19 protein-coding genes and 1 pseudogene are annotated in these 18,112 nt (G+C 52.0%); 8 read left to right on the top strand and 12 right to left on the bottom strand.

Annotated elements, in window-relative coordinates:
• Positions 1 to 201 precede the first annotated feature (201 nt).
• Both F0320_RS11545 and F0320_RS11550 read right to left on the bottom strand, forming a co-directional pair.
• Positions 202 to 1,611 carry a PLP-dependent aminotransferase family protein gene (locus F0320_RS11545; RefSeq protein WP_126328640.1) on the bottom strand — a complete coding sequence of 470 codons (1,410 nt, stop codon included), beginning with the start codon at positions 1,609 to 1,611 and terminating at the stop codon, positions 202 to 204.
• Positions 1,612 to 1,693: 82 nt separating this feature from the next.
• Positions 1,694 to 1,882: a hypothetical protein gene (locus tag F0320_RS11550; RefSeq protein ID WP_023335881.1), complete on the bottom strand. Its 189-nt coding sequence runs from the start codon at positions 1,880 to 1,882 to the stop codon at positions 1,694 to 1,696.
• Positions 1,883 to 2,273: 391 nt separating this feature from the next.
• Here F0320_RS11550 and F0320_RS11555 point away from each other — a divergent pair, with 391 nt between their 5' ends.
• From F0320_RS11555 to hslJ, 4 genes are all read left to right on the top strand, one after another.
• Positions 2,274 to 3,674 carry a cytochrome ubiquinol oxidase subunit I gene (locus F0320_RS11555; protein ID WP_029741510.1) on the top strand — a complete coding sequence of 467 codons (1,401 nt, stop codon included), beginning with the start codon at positions 2,274 to 2,276 and terminating at the stop codon, positions 3,672 to 3,674.
• Positions 3,674 to 4,684, top strand: coding sequence for a cytochrome d ubiquinol oxidase subunit II (gene cydB, locus F0320_RS11560; protein WP_048029815.1), 1,011 nt, complete (start codon positions 3,674 to 3,676; stop codon positions 4,682 to 4,684). The genes F0320_RS11555 and cydB overlap by 1 nt, the downstream gene beginning before the upstream one ends.
• Positions 4,684 to 4,812 (top strand): DUF2474 domain-containing protein, encoded by a 129-nt coding sequence (locus F0320_RS11565; RefSeq protein ID WP_008501283.1) that lies wholly within the window; start codon positions 4,684 to 4,686, stop codon positions 4,810 to 4,812. The genes cydB and F0320_RS11565 overlap by 1 nt, the downstream gene beginning before the upstream one ends.
• A gap of 128 nt (positions 4,813 to 4,940) precedes the next feature.
• Positions 4,941 to 5,378 (top strand): heat shock protein HslJ, encoded by a 438-nt coding sequence (gene hslJ / locus F0320_RS11570; RefSeq protein WP_126328642.1) that lies wholly within the window; start codon positions 4,941 to 4,943, stop codon positions 5,376 to 5,378.
• Here the strand turns inward: hslJ and F0320_RS11575 are convergent, their stop codons facing one another.
• On the bottom strand, positions 5,379 to 5,645 hold the full coding sequence (locus F0320_RS11575) for a putative hemolysin (protein ID WP_023312003.1): 267 nt from the start codon (positions 5,643 to 5,645) through the stop codon (positions 5,379 to 5,381). It abuts the gene before it with no gap.
• 271 nt (positions 5,646 to 5,916) lie between these two features.
• On the opposite strand from F0320_RS11575, the gene nifJ reads away from it, so the two are divergent.
• Both nifJ and ompC read left to right on the top strand, forming a co-directional pair.
• On the top strand, positions 5,917 to 9,441 hold the full coding sequence (gene nifJ, locus F0320_RS11580) for a pyruvate:ferredoxin (flavodoxin) oxidoreductase (protein ID WP_126328643.1): 3,525 nt from the start codon (positions 5,917 to 5,919) through the stop codon (positions 9,439 to 9,441).
• Between the two features lie 389 nt (positions 9,442 to 9,830).
• Entirely contained in the window at positions 9,831 to 10,940 is a 1,110-nt protein-coding gene (gene ompC, locus F0320_RS11585) for a porin OmpC (RefSeq protein WP_126328644.1), read from the top strand.
• A 335-nt stretch (positions 10,941 to 11,275) separates the two neighbouring features.
• Here ompC and F0320_RS11590 read toward each other — a convergent pair whose 3' ends face one another.
• The 9 genes from F0320_RS11590 to F0320_RS11630 form a co-directional block, all read right to left on the bottom strand.
• Complete coding sequence (locus F0320_RS11590) at positions 11,276 to 11,353, bottom strand: hypothetical protein (protein ID WP_223239581.1); 78 nt, start codon at positions 11,351 to 11,353, stop codon at positions 11,276 to 11,278.
• 68 nt (positions 11,354 to 11,421) lie between these two features.
• Complete coding sequence (locus F0320_RS11595) at positions 11,422 to 11,844, bottom strand: GFA family protein (RefSeq protein WP_126328645.1); 423 nt, start codon at positions 11,842 to 11,844, stop codon at positions 11,422 to 11,424.
• A 3-nt stretch (positions 11,845 to 11,847) separates the two neighbouring features.
• Positions 11,848 to 12,045, bottom strand: a complete 198-nt coding sequence (locus F0320_RS11600) for a hypothetical protein (protein ID WP_023312007.1) — start codon at positions 12,043 to 12,045, stop codon at positions 11,848 to 11,850.
• A 65-nt stretch (positions 12,046 to 12,110) separates the two neighbouring features.
• Positions 12,111 to 13,142 carry a methyltransferase gene (locus F0320_RS11605; protein ID WP_126328646.1) on the bottom strand — a complete coding sequence of 344 codons (1,032 nt, stop codon included), beginning with the start codon at positions 13,140 to 13,142 and terminating at the stop codon, positions 12,111 to 12,113.
• 263 nt (positions 13,143 to 13,405) lie between these two features.
• Positions 13,406 to 13,855: a hypothetical protein gene (locus tag F0320_RS11610; RefSeq protein ID WP_047651072.1), complete on the bottom strand. Its 450-nt coding sequence runs from the start codon at positions 13,853 to 13,855 to the stop codon at positions 13,406 to 13,408.
• 115 nt (positions 13,856 to 13,970) lie between these two features.
• A complete protein-coding gene (locus tag F0320_RS11615) occupies positions 13,971 to 14,549 on the bottom strand; it encodes a GNAT family N-acetyltransferase (protein ID WP_233443215.1) in 579 nt (192 codons plus the stop codon).
• Positions 14,546 to 14,986: a VOC family protein gene (locus F0320_RS11620; protein WP_126328647.1), complete on the bottom strand. Its 441-nt coding sequence runs from the start codon at positions 14,984 to 14,986 to the stop codon at positions 14,546 to 14,548. The genes F0320_RS11615 and F0320_RS11620 overlap by 4 nt, the downstream gene beginning before the upstream one ends.
• A 97-nt stretch (positions 14,987 to 15,083) precedes the next feature.
• Entirely contained in the window at positions 15,084 to 15,425 is a 342-nt protein-coding gene (locus tag F0320_RS11625; protein WP_126328648.1) for a DUF1294 domain-containing protein, read from the bottom strand.
• A gap of 136 nt (positions 15,426 to 15,561) precedes the next feature.
• The gene (locus tag F0320_RS11630) at positions 15,562 to 17,085 is read right to left on the bottom strand and encodes an EAL domain-containing protein (RefSeq protein ID WP_126328649.1); all 1,524 of its coding nucleotides are present in this window, start codon (positions 17,083 to 17,085) and stop codon (positions 15,562 to 15,564) included.
• Positions 17,086 to 17,457: 372 nt separating this feature from the next.
• Between F0320_RS11630 and F0320_RS11635 the strand changes: the two genes are divergently transcribed.
• Entirely contained in the window at positions 17,458 to 17,868 is a 411-nt protein-coding gene (locus F0320_RS11635) for an ASCH domain-containing protein (protein ID WP_047651076.1), read from the top strand.
• 156 nt (positions 17,869 to 18,024) lie between these two features.
• A pseudogene (locus F0320_RS11640) lies at positions 18,025 to 18,096 on the top strand (hypothetical protein); the annotation flags it as partial.
• Positions 18,097 to 18,112 lie beyond the last annotated feature (16 nt).

An 18,112-nucleotide genomic window follows, 5' to 3' on the forward strand; every position in this document is an offset into this window, starting at 1 on the left:
GACCGCGCAAATGCGCCGCACCGTATGGCTTCAGGAAATTTCATCAAGGTGTGACAGAGGGCGCATTCCCCGTTAACTGGATTATAGACAAGGAGTTAGGCGCGAAAGACGGTATGCAGATTTCCTATGACAGGGCACTGCGAAATATTCGCAGCGCCGTCATCAGGATAAGAATTGATTATTTAAATAAGGTCGAATTGATTATTCCAGCATCGTGCTAATTAATTTTCCTAACTGAATGACCGCCTGCTCTTCTCGCTCTCCCCAGGCCCAGGAGGTATTAAACCGGAAGAACGGTGTCCACGCGTCGGAGGTGGAAAACATCTTTCCGGGAGCAATGCTGATGTGGTGCGTTAAGGCTTGTTCGCTGAGCAGCCCCGCATCCAGCTGCGCCGGAAGCTCCAGCCATAAAAAGTAGCCGCTGTCGTTATGGTGGATTTTGACGCCGGCAGGCATATGGCGCAAAAGGGACTGCCAGGCCTGCTGTTTTCGCTCGGCGAGCGTACGCCGCAGGCGGCGCAGATGGGCGTCGTAGCGTTTCGTCGCCAGATAATCCACCAGCGCCAGCTGCACGGGCGAACTGGTGGAGAGCGTGCTCATCAGCTGCAGCTGCTGAATGCGCCGCGCGTGTTTTCCTGCCGCCACCCAGCCGATGCGAAAACCGGCCACCAGGCATTTTGAAAAGGACGAGCAGTGAAGCGTCATGTCCTGACGATCCCAGGCTTTCGCCGGGAGCGGCTTTTCGCGGCCAAAATAGAGCTCGCTGTAGACATCGTCTTCAATCAGGGGGACGTTGTGCTGCGTTAACAGCGCCACAAGCTGCGCTTTTTTCGCAGCGCTCAGCGTAAAGCCAAGCGGGTTCTGACTGTTGGTCATGATCCAGCAGGCTTTAACCGGGTACTCCTTCAGCGCCTGTTCAAGGGCATTCAGGTCAATCCCCTCGCGGACGTCCGTCGCAATCGACAACGCTTTGAGCTTCAGGCGTTCCAGCGCCTGTAGCGCGCCGTAGAAACACGGGTTTTCGACGATCACCCAGTCGCCCGGCTCGGTCACCGCCTGCAGGCTGAGATTGAGCGCTTCAAGCGCGCCTGCGGTGATCACAATCTCTTCCGGGGAGATGTTCATCCCCTGCTGCGCGTAGCGACGGGCAATGGCGTGGCGGAGATCGACGTTACCCGGCGGCAGGTTCTCAATCACGCTCATCGCCGTCGCGGTTTTGCTGACGTTCGCCAGCGAGCGGTTGAGCTGCTGCAGCGGGAAAAGTCGGGGATCGGGAAACGCGGAGGCAAAAGGAACAACGGACGGGTCGCGGCTGGCCTGTAAGACGTCGAAGATGTAGGTATTAATATCCACCACTTCGTCACGCATTACCTGGGCAGGTGGAGCAGGCTGATGTGCGGTCGGGCGCGAGGCAACGTAATAGCCCGACTGCGGTCTGGCGACAATGCGCCCCTGACTTTCCAGCATCTGATACGCGTGGCCAACGGTCATAAAACTCATGCCGCTGCTCGCCACCTGCTCTCGCAGCGAAGGCAGCTTATCGCCCGGCAGCCATACGCCAAGCTCAATCTGCGAGATAATTTGTTGCGCCAGACGCTGGTATTTTTTCATCAAATTCTCCTTGTGACCGACAGTGTATATCAGCAGGAGAAAAAGAGAAGATTTAGCTAACTGTTATGGTTCGGGAAACGAATTACTTACGGTACTCGGTAACGTGGCTTTGCGCCTGACGCGCGGCGGCCAGGTGATCGAGCGTAATCATCGACGATTTGCAAAAGATGCATTTCGCGCCGAGTGGGTTTTTCTCAGACATATCAAAGACTGAGGTACGGTACTGCGAGCCATGACAGCATGGGCAGCGGAAATGAATATAAGAAGTCATAGGATTCTCCTGTGAACGTAAAAACGTAAATTACTAATGGGCCGATTGGGCAATAATGGTTTTAAACAAAACGAATCGGAAAGTAGATAAAGACCCAAGAGAGGCTGCGGAGAGGCACAACGTGATGAGAACTGCTTTATAAAACTACGTCAGATATTTATTTGGACTCAAAACCAGAGGGCCATTAACGCACGGCGCAGACGACAAGGCAAGCAGTTTTATGCGTAAAATTCATAAAAAGACGGTTTTTATTCCTCACTCGAGGTATATCAGATGGCTAAAGCATGAGCTTTAAGCCAACTGTTATGGTTAAAAATCACTTTTCTGCGTCTGATAGTCCGAACTTTGCCCCTATACCATAACAGCACACCGTTTGACATTGAGGCTGTGCATGTTTGGTTTAGATGCTTTTCACCTTGCACGGATACAGTTTGCCTTTACCGTATCCTTTCACATTATTTTCCCGGCGATCACCATCGGCCTGGCAAGCTATCTTGCCGTGCTCGAAGGGCTGTGGCTGAAAACAAAAAATCCGGTCTGGCGCTCGCTGTACCATTTCTGGTCGAAGATTTTTGCCGTCAACTTTGGCATGGGCGTGGTCTCCGGGCTGGTGATGGCCTACCAGTTTGGCACCAACTGGAGCGGATTTTCACAGTTTGCGGGCAGCATTACCGGCCCGCTGCTGACCTATGAAGTGCTGACCGCCTTCTTCCTCGAGGCCGGGTTCCTCGGCGTGATGCTGTTCGGCTGGAATAAAGTCGGGCCGGGTCTGCACTTCTTCGCCACCTGCATGGTGGCGTTGGGCACCATTATCTCCACCTTCTGGATCCTCTCGTCGAACAGCTGGATGCAGACCCCGCAGGGCTATGAGATCGTCAACGGCCAGGTGGTACCGGTGGACTGGTTCGCCGTGGTGTTTAATCCCTCCTTCCCTTACCGCCTGCTGCATATGTCGATAGCCGCATTCCTGAGCAGCGCCCTGTTTGTGGGCGCATCCGCGGCATGGCACCTGCTGCGCGGGAATAATACTCCTGCCATCCGGGCGATGTTTTCTATGGCGCTGTGGATGACGCTGATAGTCGCCCCCATTCAGGCCATGGTTGGCGATATGCACGGGTTAAACACCTTAAAGCATCAGCCCGCCAAGATTGCCGCCATTGAAGGCCACTGGGAAAATCCGCCGGGTGAGCCTACCCCGCTGCTGCTGTTTGGCTGGCCGGATATGGAACAGGAGCGCACCCGATTTGGGCTGGAGATCCCGGCGCTGGGGAGTCTTATCCTGACGCACAGTCTGGATAAACAGGTTCCGGCACTCAAAGAGTTTCCGAAGGAAGATCGTCCGAATTCCACCATCGTCTTCTGGTCGTTCCGCATCATGGCGGGCCTGGGCATGCTGATGCTGCTGCTCGGGGTGACGGCACTCTGGCTGCGCTACAAAAAACGCGTGTATTCGTCGCGCCCCTTCCTGTGGTTTGCGCTGCTGATGGGGCCAACCGGGCTGATTGCCATCCTGGCCGGGTGGATCACCACCGAAGTGGGCCGCCAGCCGTGGGTGGTCTACGGACTCCAACGAACGAAGGATGCGGTGTCCGCCCACGGTGATCTGCATATGAGCGTGAGCCTGCTGGCCTTCTTCGTCGTCTATACCTCGGTATTCGGCGTGGGTTATAGCTATATGGTACGCCTCATCCGAAAAGGCCCACAGCCGCATGAAACTTTCGCTACCGAGTCCGACGGACGTCCGGCGCGCCCGCTTTCTGCCGTCACAACTGAACATAAGGAGCAGCCATAATGGGTATCGATCTTTCCATTATCTGGTTTGTGATCATCGTCTTCGCCACGCTGATGTATATCGTGATGGACGGTTTTGATCTGGGGATTGGCATTCTGTTCCCTGCCACGCAGAACGCCGACGATCGCGACGTAATGGTCAACAGCGTCGCGCCGGTCTGGGACGGAAATGAAACCTGGCTGGTGCTTGGCGGAGCCGCCCTGTTCGGCGCATTTCCGCTGGCGTATGCAGTAATCGTTGATGCCCTGACCATTCCGCTAACATTAATGCTGATCGGACTTATTTTCCGCGGGGTGGCTTTTGAGTTTCGCTTTAAAGCCACGCCAGCCCACCGCCCTTTCTGGGATAAGGCGTTTATAGGCGGTTCCATTCTGGCAACGTTCACCCAGGGCGTGACGGTAGGCGCCGTCATTAACGGCTTTACCGTCACCGGCCGGGCCTATACCGGTGGCCCCTTTGACTGGTTTACCGCGTTTAATCTGTTTTGCGGCGCGGGGCTGGTGGTGGCCTATGCGCTGTTAGGCTCCACCTGGCTGGTGATGAAAAGCGAAAACGCGCTGCAGCAGCGGATGCGTGAGGTGTCGAAAACGCTGTTAATCGTGCTGCTGGCGTTTATTGCGGCGATCAGCCTCTGGACGCCGCTGGCGCAACCGGCCATCGCTGCGCGCTGGTTTACGCTGCCGAATCTGTTTTATCTGCTGCCGGTCCCTGCTCTGGTGGTGATTTTTAGCCTCTACCAGTGGCGCTGCCTGAATAATCCCGCCAGCCATAGCCGTCCGTTTATTCTGACGCTGGGGCTGATATTCCTCGGCTTTAGCGGGCTTGGGATCAGCATCTGGCCGCATATTATTCCACCGTCGATCACCCTGTGGCAGGCCGCCGCCCCGACGCAAAGCCAGGGCTTTATGCTGGTGGGCGCGCTGTTGATCATTCCCGTTATTCTGGTCTACACCTTCTGGAGCTACTACGTGTTTCGCGGCAAAGTTCAGCATGGGGAGGGTTATCACTGATGCAACAACCGGTCTGGAAAAGATTACTGTGGCTGGCCATTATCTGGGGCGGCAGCGTACTGGCGCTGGCTGCTGTCAGTATGCTCTTCCGCATGCTGATGACGGCGGCAGGATTTAAATCGCATTAACGTCATTCCGGGCAACCGCTGCGTTGCCCGGTACTTCTCCCCGCACTTTCAGACAAACCCCATTAACGCACGGCAGAGTATCGTTACACTGGAAAAAGATTCACGGTATTTATAGTTTGAGAAGAAAAATGAAAAAGCTCATTGCGTTAAGCGTTATCAGTCTTGTCCTTACCGGGTGTGTTAATCCGGGTAAAGCCTCCGTACAGCCGGAGCAACTTAAAAACCACCGCTTTGTGCTGGAAAACGTAAACGGTAAGGCCGTGAAGACCGCGACAACGCAACCTGAGATCGGTTTTAGCGCGCTGCCAGATATCAGCCTGGTGAATAACATCAGCGTTTCCGGCCAGATGTGTAACCGCTTCAACGGACAGGGGAAATTGTCCGAAGGCGAGCTTAAGGTTAAAACGCTGGCCATGACGCGTAAGCTCTGTACCGAGCAGCAGCTGAATGAGCTAGATCAGACTATCGGCGACATGCTGCGCAAAGGGGCGCAGGTCGACCTGACTGAGGACCAGTTAACGCTGGCGACAGCCGATACAACGCTGATGTTTAAGCGTGTAGAATAATCAGTAGTTACCGCAGCTTCCAACGGCAAGCGACTGTTCGCTACAGCGTTTGCCGTTTGGCAAGGCGCACATCCCAATAGCAGAACCATCAAGCTGGCGGGCGACAGACAGCGAACCGCCAATCATCGCGCAGTTGGCCTGACCTGAACTGGACATTGCCGCTTTCATTCCCGGCGCCACGTGGGCTGCCGTTGCCTGCTGGACTGGTTCACTGCTACATGCCGACAACAATAACGCGGCACACCCTACCCAAAATGCTGAGCGCATGCTCTCTCCCCCATGAATAATACGAAACCTATGCATAATAGGCATCACATCCCGTGTCGTCGAGAGCGGAAGTGCGTATTTATGCGCTACAGAAACAATTTCTCGCAATTTTTTCGCCAAAAGTTTGATCTACTCATTGATGGCAAGAATACCAAGGACACAAAAGCGAAAATCGTAAAATCCCCCGTTTGCTAGAATACACAGATAATATTCAGGGTTTGTTGCCGTAATACAGACCCCTATTTTTTGCGCAATGTAAGGGTGTTGTCCTATGCAAACTATTGACGGTAATGGTGCAGTTGCCTCAGTCGCGTTTCGCACCAGTGAAGTTATCGCCATCTACCCGATTACGCCAAGTTCTACCATGGCCGAGCAGGCGGATGCCTGGGCGGGTAACGGGTTAAAAAACGTCTGGGGCGATGTCCCGAGAGTGGTTGAAATGCAGTCTGAAGCCGGTGCGATTGCCACGGTACACGGTGCGCTTCAGACCGGCGCGCTTTCCACGTCGTTTACCTCCTCACAGGGATTGCTGTTAATGATCCCTACGCTGTACAAACTCGCCGGTCAGCTGACCCCCTTCGTTCTGCACGTTGCCGCGCGTACCGTTGCTACCCACGCGCTCTCTATCTTTGGCGACCACTCCGACGTCATGGCCGTGCGCCAGACCGGCTGCGCGATGCTATGCGCCAGCAGCGTTCAGGAAGCGCAGGACTTTGCCTTAATTTCGCATATCGCCACGCTTAAAAGCCGCGTGCCGTTTATTCACTTCTTTGATGGTTTCCGCACCTCTCACGAAATCAACAAAATCGTCCCGCTGGCCGACGATACTATCCTGAATCTGCTGCCGCAGGCGGAAATCGACGCGCATCGCGCCCGGGCTCTTAATCCTGAACACCCGGTTATTCGTGGGACATCGGCGAACCCGGATACTTATTTCCAGTCCCGAGAGGCCACGAACCCCTGGTACAACGCGGTTTACGATCATGTTGAACAGGCAATGAATGATTTTGCCGCCGCAACCGGCCGGCAGTACAAACCGTTTGAGTACTACGGCCATCCGCTGGCGGAACGGGTGATCGTGCTGATGGGGTCAGCCATTGGGACCTGTGAAGAGGTGGTTGACGAGCTGCTGACGCGCGGCGAAAAAGTTGGCGTGCTTAAAGTGCGTCTCTATCGCCCGTTCTCGGCTAAACATCTGCTTTCGGCGCTGCCTGAAAGCGCGCGCGCTGTGGCGGTGCTCGATCGTACCAAAGAGCCTGGCGCGCAGGCGGAACCCCTCTATCTGGATGTGATGACGGCCCTGGCAGAAGCCTTTAATCAGGGCGAGCGTGAAACGCTGCCGCGCGTTATCGGGGGGCGCTATGGTTTGTCCTCCAAGGAGTTTGGGCCGGACTGCGTGCAGGCGGTATTCAACGAGTTAAGCGAAGCGAAACCCAGACCGCGCTTTACCGTCGGCATTTATGATGACGTGACGAATCTGTCCCTGTCGTTGCCGGAAAATACCCTGCCCTCGACCGCAAAACTTGAGGCGCTGTTCTATGGTCTGGGCAGCGACGGCAGCGTCTCCGCGACCAAAAACAACATTAAAATCATCGGCAACTCAACGCCGTGGTACGCCCAGGGGTACTTCGTCTACGACTCCAAAAAAGCAGGCGGCCTGACCGTTTCCCACCTGCGCGTGAGCGAACAGCCCATCCGCTCCGCGTATCTTATTTCTCAGGCCGATTTTGTTGGCTGCCACCAGCTGCAGTTTATCGATAAATACCAGATGGCCGAGCGCCTGAAGCCCGGCGGCATTTTCCTCCTCAATACGCCGTACAGCGCAGACGAAGTCTGGGGGCGACTGCCGCAGGAAGTTCAGGCGGTGCTGAACCAGAAAAAAGCCCGTTTCTACGTGGTCAACGCCGCAAAAATTGCCCGCGAATGTGGCCTTGCTGCGCGTATTAATACCGTTATGCAGATGGCCTTCTTCCATCTGACCAATATTCTCCCGGGCGACAGCGCGCTGGTGGAACTGCAGGGTGCGATTGCCAGGAGCTACAGCAGCAAGGGCCAAGAGCTGGTCGAGCGAAACTGGCAGGCGCTGGCGCTGGCACGCGAATCGCTGTATGAGGTACCGCTGCAGCCGGTGGATGCCGCAAGCCCGAACCGCCCTCCGGTGGTGTCCGACGCGGCGCCTGATTTCGTGAAGACCGTGACGGCGGCGATGCTGGCCGGCCTGGGCGATGCCCTTCCCGTCTCTGCGCTACCGCCGGATGGCACCTGGCCGATGGGTACGACCCGCTGGGAAAAACGCAACATCGCCGAAGCGATCCCCATCTGGAAAGAAGAACTGTGTACCCAGTGCAACCACTGCGTTGCGGCCTGCCCGCACTCTGCCATTCGTGCCAAAGTGGTTTCACCGGAAGAGATGGAAACTGCACCAGCCAGCCTGCATTCGCTGGATGTGAAGTCTCGCGATATGCGCGGACAGAAATACGTTTTGCAGGTCGCGCCGGAAGATTGCACCGGCTGTAACCTGTGCGTCGAGGTCTGTCCGGCGAAAGACAGGCAGGATCCGGAGATCAAAGCCATCAATATGATGTCGCGTCTGGAGCATGTTGAAGAGGAGAAGGTCAATTATGACTTCTTCCTGAATCTGCCGGAAATCGATCGCAGCAAACTGGAACGTATTGATATTCGTACGTCACAGCTGATTACGCCGCTGTTTGAGTACTCTGGCGCCTGCTCCGGCTGCGGTGAAACGCCGTATATCAAGCTGCTTACCCAGCTGTACGGTGACCGGATGCTGATTGCCAACGCTACCGGCTGTTCATCCATCTACGGGGGCAATTTGCCTTCTACGCCGTACACCACCGACGCGAATGGGCGCGGTCCGGCGTGGGCAAACTCGCTATTCGAGGACAATGCCGAATTCGGCCTGGGCTTCCGCCTGACCGTCGACCAGCACCGCGCGCGCGTGATGCGCCTGCTGGAGCAGTTTGCCGGGCAGATCCCCGCGGAGCTCAATGACGCGCTTCACGCGGACGCGACGCCAGAAGAACGCCGTGAGCAGGTTGCTGAGCTGCGCCGCGCGCTGCAGGGCGTGACGGGGGCTGAACAGCTGCTGACCGACGCTGACGCCCTGGTCGAAAAATCAATCTGGCTGATTGGCGGTGACGGCTGGGCTTACGATATCGGCTTTGGCGGGCTGGATCACGTGTTGAGCCTGACCGAAAACGTCAACATCCTGGTTCTGGATACGCAGTGTTATTCCAATACCGGCGGCCAGGCGTCGAAAGCGACGCCGTTAGGCGCGGTAACGAAATTCGGCGAACACGGTAAACGCAAGGCGCGCAAAGATCTCGGCGTGAGCATGATGATGTACGGTCACGTTTACGTCGCGCAAATCTCGCTGGGCGCGCAGCTTAACCAGACGGTGAAAGCGATTCAGGAAGCGGAAGCGTATCCTGGCCCGTCGCTGATCATTGCCTACAGCCCTTGTGAAGAGCATGGCTACGATCTGGCCCTCAGCCACGACCAGATGCGCCAGCTGACCGCGACCGGCTTCTGGCCGCTGTACCGGTTCGACCCGCGTCGTGCAGACGAGGGTAAATTACCGCTGGCGCTGGATTCGCGTCCGCCGTCGGATGCTCTGGCCGAGACGTTAATGCAGGAACAGCGCTTCCGTCGCCTTAACGCCCAGCAGCCGGAAGTGGCCGGGCAGCTCTGGAAAGATGCCGCTGCTGACCTGCAAAAACGCTATGACTTCCTGGCGCAGATGGCGGGTAAAGCCGAAAAACCGACCAGCGACTAGTTCCTCTGCCCGGCTTGTCCGGGCATTTTTTTACCATAAAAAAAGCCCGGCGTATTCACACCGGGCGAATCCAGATAATTATTGAATATCTATTTAGTTTCCTTAATAGCATTCACGTTAATTATGGATTAATCATCTTACAGGCATATAACGCCTTCAATATTACCTTAATTAAACCCTGTTTAATAATTTCATTTTAATATAAAAACTTTTGAATCATTCATCAAATCAATGACCATTACCGCCGATTTATTCGGTTTAGATTTTACTTAGTTCGTAACAATTATATTTTATTACTCCTTCACGGGAGTGATTTAGCATGAGACAACTTTCTCATTCTGAAAGTTCAACAGGTAATTAAATAAAAACAACTGCAAAGGAATATCACAATGCAAAGAAAAGTACTGGCCCTGATGATTCCGGCTCTGTTAATGGCTGGCGCAACTCATGCAGCAGAGATTTATAATAAAGACGGCAACAAATTAGATCTGTACGGAAAAGTAGATGGTCTGCACTATTTCTCCGACGATAAAGGCGCTGACGGGGATCAAACCTATATGCGTCTGGGCTTCAAGGGTGAAACCCAGATCAACGACATGATGACCGGCTACGCGCAGTGGGAATACAACATCCAGGCGAATAATACGGAAGGGTCTGATAATCAGTCCTGGACGCGTCTGGCCTTCGCCGGTGTGAAGGTGGGCGACTACGGCTCCTTCGATTACGGCCGTAACTATGGCGTGCTGTACGACGTGGAAGGCTGGACCGATATGCTGCCTGAATTTGGTGGCGACTCCTACACCAAAGCCGACAACTTCATGACCGGCCGCGCCAACGGTGTGGCAACCTACCGTAACACCGACTTCTACGGTCTGGTGCAGGGCCTGAACTTTGCGCTGCAGTACCAGGGCAAAAATGAAGACGCCAGCAACAACCAGGAAGGCACCAATAACGGACGCGACATGCGTCACGAGAACGGTGACGGCTTCGGTATTTCTACCACCTATGACTTCGGCATGGGGATTACTGCAGGGGCCGCGTATACCTCTTCTGACCGCACCAACGAGCAGGTCATGAATACCACTGCGGGTGGAGACAAAGCGGATGCCTGGACGGCGGGCCTGAAGTATGACGCCAATAATATCTATCTGGCGGCCATGTATTCTGAAACCCGCAATATGACGCCGTATGGTGATAATACCAACGCCGTGGCGAACAAAACCCAGAACTTCGAAGTGACCGCGCAGTACCAGTTCGACTTCGGCCTGCGCCCGTCCCTTTCCTACCTGCAGTCGAAAGGTAAGGACCTGGGCAACGGCCAGGGCGACCAGGATCTGGTTAAATATGCTGACGTAGGGGTCACCTATTACTTCAACAAAAACATGTCCACCTACGTTGATTACAAAATCAACCTGCTGGATGAAGATGACAACTTCTACAAAGACAACGGCATCAGCACCGATGACGTTGTAGCGTTAGGCCTGGTTTACCAGTTCTGATGGTCAGAGCCCGCATAATTATGCGGGCTCGCTTTTTTATGACATTTGTCACAAAAGACAGTTTAAGAAAGAGATTGGTTGAGGGAAAGTTGAAAACAAGCGGGTTAAACTGCGGTGATAGCCTTTTCGTCACTAAGGATAACAGCGTTGTTTGGTCGTATATCCCTTGTCGTACTTACCCTTTTAGCATTGTTGTGGATGGCGTTAATTTTTGATTTTGGTGATATTGTCGGGCATCTCGGCGCGCTGTTAAACCATCTGGATGGCAGTTGACCGTGTTCCAGAAAATAAAAAGCCACCAGCAGTGCCGGTGGCGGGTAAACGCGTATGTCGCGTTATTTTTTCACAGGTTGAGGCTTTTTATCCCCTGACTCAGGGGCCTCACGCGGATCGTCTTTTTCAACACAGAGCATAGTTTCTCCTGTATCAGATAACCATTTTCCACTATAGCCAGGCTGATTAAAGAGTGGCCAGGCGGCAATCATGCCTGCTCTTCCCCTTTCTCGCGAAAAGAGAGATAACCAAATACCCCACTTTCCCCATCCATGGGGTGGTTAACGCCGTCCATCACCTTCACCTCTGGAAAATCAAAAGGTGAAACGTTTTCAAAACAGGCGACATTCACGCCATATTCGTTTGGGTTAGAACGCCGCTGATGGAACGTGTAGATCCCGCACACCGAGCAGAAGAAATGCCGTGCCGTTCCCGTGTTAAAGCGGTACTCGGTGAGCTTATCCTCACCTTTGGTCACCCTAATCCCTGACAACGGCGCAGAGACGACGACCGCGCCCCGCATGCGACAAAAGGAACAGCTGCAGCGCCGCGCGGTGTTGAGGCCATCAGTGAGCTCAACGGTGAACGCCACCGCCCCGCAATGGCACTTCGCATTACGTCTTTCAGCCATGGGCTATACCCCTTTTCTCACCAGCTCGGCAGCCTTAACGAAAACCTCATCTTCTACGCCATCGCCTTTTTGCCTGCCGAGCCTGACCAGTTCATCCACAATACTGTTGCGATGGATCGGTTTCTGGGCGGAAACCAGCCCAATAACGGCGGCCCCAATCGCCAGCCCCACTAATCCGGTTTGTTCATCTTTGTTTTTCATATTCATGCTCCTGGTACAACAAACAAGGTTAGCAGGAATATGGTAAAACGGAATGACGGACAAGTTCAGACAGGTATGACCTCCAAAATCGACAGATAGGAACGGGTATCTATTATTTTGTTCAGCTTCAGATTGGTCTGTTCAAACAAGACCTGATACTCAGGCTCTGTTCTTGCCCGCCCGCCATCAAAGCTAGTTAACAGAAGAAGGTCAATTTCAAATCGTCCCTGCTCATTATTTTCTTTTTTAATAAGCGGTTCAAAAATTAATAAGCGGGCGTTCTCTTTCATTGCATTTCTGCAGCACTGAAGTATCTGTACCGCCTTCTCATCAGGCCAGTCCATGAGGATATACTTAAGCAGATAAATGTCCGCTGCAGGACAGGCTTCAAAAAAGCTACCCTCTACCGTCTGCCATCGGCGATTATCATTCAATAATGACAGTCGATTGCGCGCAAGCACGTCTTTTTGATCAAACAAGATCCCTGTTAAGGTCGGATTTCGACGTAAAACGGCCAGCAATAAATTACCCAGCCCACCGGCGATATCGGCAACGACAGCGTTTTCAGGGAACAAATAGCTATCAGTAATCGCTTCATTCTCTACGGATGACATAGAGGCCATACCGGCGTGAAAAATATTGCTGCCAGTCGCCGTGTCGTCATGCTGCCAGTAATCGTAAAAAGGCTTGCCAAACAATTCGTTAAAAACGGGTTTACCTTGCAATATTTCATCCATTCTGGCCGCTGGCTGCCAGAATGTTTGGTCTGTCAGCATGAGCACCGCCGCACGCAAGGAAAATTCATGATCGGAACGCAGGAATTGTGCTGAATGGCTAAGACCGTATTCCGCTTCGGATACTTCGTTGAACACCCCACGCGAAGACAATAAACGCATGATTCGATGAAGATAATCGCAATCGACATTAAGCTCCTTCGCCAGCTGCTTAACGGATTTCTTTCCTTCAGCCAGTAGATCTGCAACGCCTAATACCGCGACAGCCCGAAGTGCTGCCTGCCATACAAAACCCATGCTTTGCTCTAACAAACACATTCCTTCTTTACGGCTGAGTAAATCCAGATTATTACGTTGTGACATTTTCTGCTCCTTACCAATAAAGATGTGTTGGACAACCAAAATCCGTTAGCAAGCGTAAGTCTGGAGTTAAGCTTTAGCCATATTAAAAATAATATTCAGCAAAGTTATTTGCTGATATTCCGTATCATTTAGCGTACAGAAATGTCAATGCGTAAATAAATAAAACCACTTGTCATTTATTTTGAATAATAAAATACGGGAATTATTATTAAGGCAATGATTTTTTCACCTAAAAAAACCGTCGTAAGACGGAATTTTAGTATTTAAAATCTCGGCGTCAGCCCATATATGGGTGTCTTAATGTTTGCCGCCCAAACCTTGATATCATTTTGAAGCAGCACGGTAAAATCGGATTTCAAATGTGTCACCATACTATTAACGCTGTCAGCGTCCAGTACTGAAAAATGCTCAATTCTGTACTCTCCCACCTGAACACAGTGATATTGTGCAGGAAGCACCTTGCCATTGACGTTAAGCTCTTGCCGGTTCGCACCACATTGTCCAGGGGATATGTAGGACACCAGCAGATTGGCCGAACGCCGGGCCGGTTGAGAAATACTCACCATGACGGGGAAACCTTCTGAGGTCTGCGTCATATCATAAAGAACGGCATTTTTTATATACCATGTATTGTATTCGCGCTCCTGAAAAGCGGACCAGGAAGGCGCAGAAATAAACGCCAGCGCCGCCAGTGTAATAGTTTGAATTCTCATGGGATGTTGTCTTCCTTGTTGGTGCATTTATTATTCAGATTGTGCAAAAAACAGCAAGCCATTGAGAATAGACCTACTACTATTAGCAGTGCTGGCGTCTAATGGTGACGAGGCGTTAAGGCTGGAGGTACTCCTCTCTCAGCAATGCATAAAGATATTCATCCCCCCACTCTCCCTTAAAAAAGACATTCTGCCGATAATGAGCTTCTCGTCGAAAGTGGAGTTTTTCCAGCAGATTTACTGCAGGCGTATTTCGTATATCCACAACGGCGATGAGCCGGTGCTTTGCGTAATGCGTAAATAGCAGCGTGATAACGGCATTGAGTGCTTCCCGGGCATAACCCTGCTTCTGATATTTCATATCAAAGGTCATACCCAGTTCAGCCTGCCTGCCCTCATCAAAAAAATGAACACCAATATCACCCGCCACTGCCCCGTCCGTTTGCCGTTCAACAATAATCTGATACCACGTATCATCGCTGTTAAACTCAAGAAGGATCTGCTGAGCATATAATTTCTCTGCATCTCGCGTCGTAAACCGCTCCCAGCTCTGAAAACGGGCAACTTCAGGCTGGTTACGGTAGCCTACAAGCTGCGACAAATCGGCAGATGCCAGAGGACGTAGTCGTAACCGGGGGGTTTGAAACGGCAACCTGTCTTCCATCTTTTTTCTCATATCACCCGTTATCTTCATTTTTCCGTATGAGCCGTCCGGATTGCCTCAAGCCCAACCCGCTGCCCGAATGACAGTTCTAATGTGTTGCCGTCAGGGTCGGCAAAAAATACATAGTAACCGACGGGATCGCCCAACTCCTCCGGTGCTTTTCTTAACACCCCTTCAGCGATTGCCATCTCCGTTTTCCCGTCGAGTTCTTCACGCGTGGCGCAGGCAATCCCCAGGTGACCAAAGTTGCCCAGCGGCGTATCAGTCACATGGTCGGCCTGCACCAGCACAAGAGCGAAAGGACGGGTACGGTCGCTTAACCATGCCACCTTTCGGGCATCGGGAATACCGGGTTCACGCAGGTGGATGACGTCCATATTGGCGTAGCGACGGTAGAAAGCGATACTCTTTTCCAGATCCCTGACCATAAACGCAACGTGGGTAAAACCAACATCGATATCTTTCATTTTAAGATGTTACTCCTTTATCAGCGCGTGGAGGCATCTTAAAAGCTCAAGTTAACTTGATGTCAACAAGCACTTCATCTGTTTCTCCCTGCGCTCGTCAGGAAGCAAAAGAAGAGAAATGGTAAGCCGTCACCATTAAGGCGATGCTGACGAAAATGCTGATAACAAAGTAGGTTTTGAAGGGCTGCTTTTGAGTTTTATGACGAAAGAGCTGTTGGCCCAAAATGGCACCAGGCCAGCCGCCTGTCGCGCCAAACACCAGCAGCGTGACTTCCGGCACCCTGCGCAAACCTTTACGCGCCGCCATTTTATCGGCGCCATACATGCCTGTCGTCAGGGCGTTAATCAGCAGAAACCAGATGATCAGCGGATGCGAGGTAACAAGGCTAGCTATTGCAGCGAAAATCAGAAGTGAATAACAAAAGCGATTGAGGGTCATAGTACGGGTTACTGGGTTGTGAAGCGGTTGCCGAGGGCGCAGTATACCCTCTCTTACGCCTGTCTCTTAAATGAAAGATTGTCTCTGTTATTTAAACACAAGATGTTGCCCCCCCTTTTATACGATGTGATAAACCTCACTCTACTTTCACCTTAACTTTTGGCTTCGACAAAAGAACTTTCACCAGTTCCTTAAACGGTGTGGGTTTGAAGAAGTAAAAACCTTGTAAAAAATTGATGTGGTTACGCGTGAGATAATCCAGCTGCTCTGGTGTTTCAACGCCTTCTGCCACAATACTGATTGACAATTTTTTTGCCAGCTCCAGTACCGAATCCAGTATAACGGTTGAGTCCGCACTGGCATTAACCCTGGCAACAAAGCTTTGGTCGATTTTGATGTAATCAATCTGCAAATCCTGCAGGTAAGACAGACCAGAATAGCCGGTTCCAAAATCATCCAGTGCAATAGCAAAACCAATCTCGTGGAGCGCATTCAGGGTCTTAACGAGATGTTCATCGACATGGAGGGGTTCTCGCTCGGTCACTTCAATGACAAGGTTAAGATCCTGATGAATAAAGCTACGCTTGTAGTGGAGACACTCTTCAACAAAAGTGGAGGCAACAATATGAGACGCGCTGAAGTTAATACCGACATGGAACCCTTCGGGTAACAAGGTAGAAATCGAATTCATATGCGATGCAACCTGACGCATTAAGCTCTGGGTTAAGGGAATGATTAAGCCCGATTTCTCAGCGAGAGGAATAAATGACGCGGGAGAGATAAACCCTGACTTCGGGTGTTTCCATCTGGCCAGCACTTCTACCCCACGCAACGTTCCCTCTTTACCGCTTACTACGGGTTGGTAGTAGGGAATAATTTCATTTCTGTAGATGGCAATACGCAGCGATTCCTCAGGCGAAATATCCTTAGAGAAATATCGCTGCAGAAGATAAGCAGGAAGAGAGGAGATGAGCAGCAGAAATAACAGCACTCCACCGGCCTGGTCGAATAGTCTCGTCAGGCTAAAAAAAGGCGGAGAGTTAAATTGAATCGCGAAAGGATAATCAGCGTCTTTTACCCTGAGTACATCTTTGTTTGCATGGGCTGGCGTCATCACATCGCCGGATTGGCCTAAGCTACGATTGCCAACCTGCAGTGAATACGCCACGCCACGTAATGGCATATTCAGCGCATCCCGGATATGGCTGTCACTGATGCTCACCATGATTCGGCTTCCGGCATGCTGTGTCTGGTATAAAAGAACCGGCAGGCCGTTGACCGTACTTTTCGCGGGAACGAGCAGCAATGTTGTTTCAGGCAGCGCTGAGCCGTTAACCAACAATACGCGGTTTCCCGGCAACGAAGAGCACCAGACCGCATCTTTTTTCAGAATAACGATCGTTCTCAGGTGTGGCTGTAACGCAGCTTCGGTGCCGAGCCGATATTGTCCTTCAGCATCGCATTCATTTTCAGCAAGTTGCATCGCTATCCGGGCTGCATCGCGGGCTTCCTTAAGAATAACATTCATATTACGGACGACGTAGCGCGCCCCTGCCAGACTGTCTGCCCGTGCAGAATACCAGACCTGTAAATTGATAATAAAAACGCCCAGCATAAAAATTGTCGTGGCTACAGCTAAATAAATCGATACACGGCGCATTGAGGATTCTCGACCAGAGTGAAGTTGCCGCTTCGATGATGCTGAAGTGATTGAATTGTCATCGTCTTAAGCATGGTTGATAAAGAAAGAAATACCATGTCAGGCGTCAGAAATATAAAAGTTACAGAAAAAGCGTGGTGTCGGTTCTGTTCCGCTGACTTTTCCTCGTTATACAACGTCACGCGCCTGGCTGCAGGCAACAGATTCACCACACAAATAACCCCATAAGGTTATATTTACTCGGCCAATATGCGCAACGCTTTGTTTTCCTGCCCACCCGTGCACAAAGGTGTAGGAAAAGCCGACTACGCTTCCTGTAACGACAGAGTTTATGCTAAAACTGTTTTAATCAAGGGTTAAGAAAGGATTGGCATGGTAAAGGTTGAGGAATTAAAAATGAAATACCCAGGCGCAGTGGCCTGGCAAATGGGTGATGGCCCGGAGCTGGCCAGCGTGCTTGCGGACCTGATTAAAAAAGGAATCAAAACGGCCACCTGCGGATCTTTTGCCTCGTACGCGCAGGATATGTCTGCTCCGCGGATGGGGAGCTACAACATAATCCTTGATGGCCAGGATGTCCCAGTCTGTGTGATCCGGCTGGTTTCAATGCGGCTGGTGCGTTTTTGCGATGTTAATGAGGAGTTCGCTCGCAAAGAGGGTGAAGGTGATTTAAGCCTTGAATACTGGCAGAAAGAGCATCAGCGATTTTTCTTCCGCGAAGGCCATTTTTCTGAAGATATGGAACTGATCGCAGAAGAATTTGAATTGGTTGAGGTGCTTTAAGCTGAGATAAAAGTGATACTTATCCCAGCGAGCCTGCACCCTTCTGATGCCCTCCCAGGTTTTTCAGGCTTTTTAAAGCTACCCTTGTCGATATAACGCATAACCCCGGCATCACTAGTCATTACCCTTAAGCCTGCATGATGTGAATCACTATAGGGCTCCAGATTTAACCCCGCTGTAAAACGTGCTGGTATTCGTCGCCGGAATCCGTACCATACGCGGCATACAATGTTTGCCCCTGCTG

Origin of the sequence: Enterobacter dykesii, assembly GCF_008364625.2 — a bacterium.
In the GTDB taxonomy this organism is placed as follows: domain Bacteria; phylum Pseudomonadota; class Gammaproteobacteria; order Enterobacterales; family Enterobacteriaceae; genus Enterobacter; species Enterobacter dykesii.

Excerpts from the sequence above, each read along its gene's own strand:
- hslJ (WP_126328642.1), top strand. The coding sequence starts at position 4,941 with ATGAAAAAGCTCATTGCGTTAAGCGTTATCAGTCTTGTCCTTACCGGG.
- ompC (WP_126328644.1), top strand. The coding sequence starts at position 9,831 with ATGCAAAGAAAAGTACTGGCCCTGATGATTCCGGCTCTGTTAATGGCT.
- F0320_RS11575 (WP_023312003.1), bottom strand. The coding sequence starts at position 5,645 with ATGCGCTCAGCATTTTGGGTAGGGTGTGCCGCGTTATTGTTGTCGGCA.
- F0320_RS11615 (WP_233443215.1), bottom strand. The coding sequence starts at position 14,549 with ATGAAGATAACGGGTGATATGAGAAAAAAGATGGAAGACAGGTTGCCG.
- F0320_RS11595 (WP_126328645.1), bottom strand. The coding sequence starts at position 11,844 with ATGGCTGAAAGACGTAATGCGAAGTGCCATTGCGGGGCGGTGGCGTTC.
- F0320_RS11600 (WP_023312007.1), bottom strand. The coding sequence starts at position 12,045 with ATGAAAAACAAAGATGAACAAACCGGATTAGTGGGGCTGGCGATTGGG.
- F0320_RS11610 (WP_047651072.1), bottom strand. The coding sequence starts at position 13,855 with ATGAGAATTCAAACTATTACACTGGCGGCGCTGGCGTTTATTTCTGCG.
- F0320_RS11550 (WP_023335881.1), bottom strand. The coding sequence starts at position 1,882 with ATGACTTCTTATATTCATTTCCGCTGCCCATGCTGTCATGGCTCGCAG.
- F0320_RS11620 (WP_126328647.1), bottom strand. The coding sequence starts at position 14,986 with ATGAAAGATATCGATGTTGGTTTTACCCACGTTGCGTTTATGGTCAGG.
- nifJ (WP_126328643.1), top strand. The coding sequence starts at position 5,917 with ATGCAAACTATTGACGGTAATGGTGCAGTTGCCTCAGTCGCGTTTCGC.
- F0320_RS11565 (WP_008501283.1), top strand. The coding sequence starts at position 4,684 with ATGCAACAACCGGTCTGGAAAAGATTACTGTGGCTGGCCATTATCTGG.
- F0320_RS11625 (WP_126328648.1), bottom strand. The coding sequence starts at position 15,425 with ATGACCCTCAATCGCTTTTGTTATTCACTTCTGATTTTCGCTGCAATA.
- F0320_RS11630 (WP_126328649.1), bottom strand. The coding sequence starts at position 17,085 with ATGCGCCGTGTATCGATTTATTTAGCTGTAGCCACGACAATTTTTATG.
- F0320_RS11590 (WP_223239581.1), bottom strand. The coding sequence starts at position 11,353 with ATGCTCTGTGTTGAAAAAGACGATCCGCGTGAGGCCCCTGAGTCAGGG.
- cydB (WP_048029815.1), top strand. The coding sequence starts at position 3,674 with ATGGGTATCGATCTTTCCATTATCTGGTTTGTGATCATCGTCTTCGCC.
- F0320_RS11605 (WP_126328646.1), bottom strand. The coding sequence starts at position 13,142 with ATGTCACAACGTAATAATCTGGATTTACTCAGCCGTAAAGAAGGAATG.
- F0320_RS11635 (WP_047651076.1), top strand. The coding sequence starts at position 17,458 with ATGGTAAAGGTTGAGGAATTAAAAATGAAATACCCAGGCGCAGTGGCC.
- F0320_RS11545 (WP_126328640.1), bottom strand. The coding sequence starts at position 1,611 with ATGAAAAAATACCAGCGTCTGGCGCAACAAATTATCTCGCAGATTGAG.
- F0320_RS11555 (WP_029741510.1), top strand. The coding sequence starts at position 2,274 with ATGTTTGGTTTAGATGCTTTTCACCTTGCACGGATACAGTTTGCCTTT.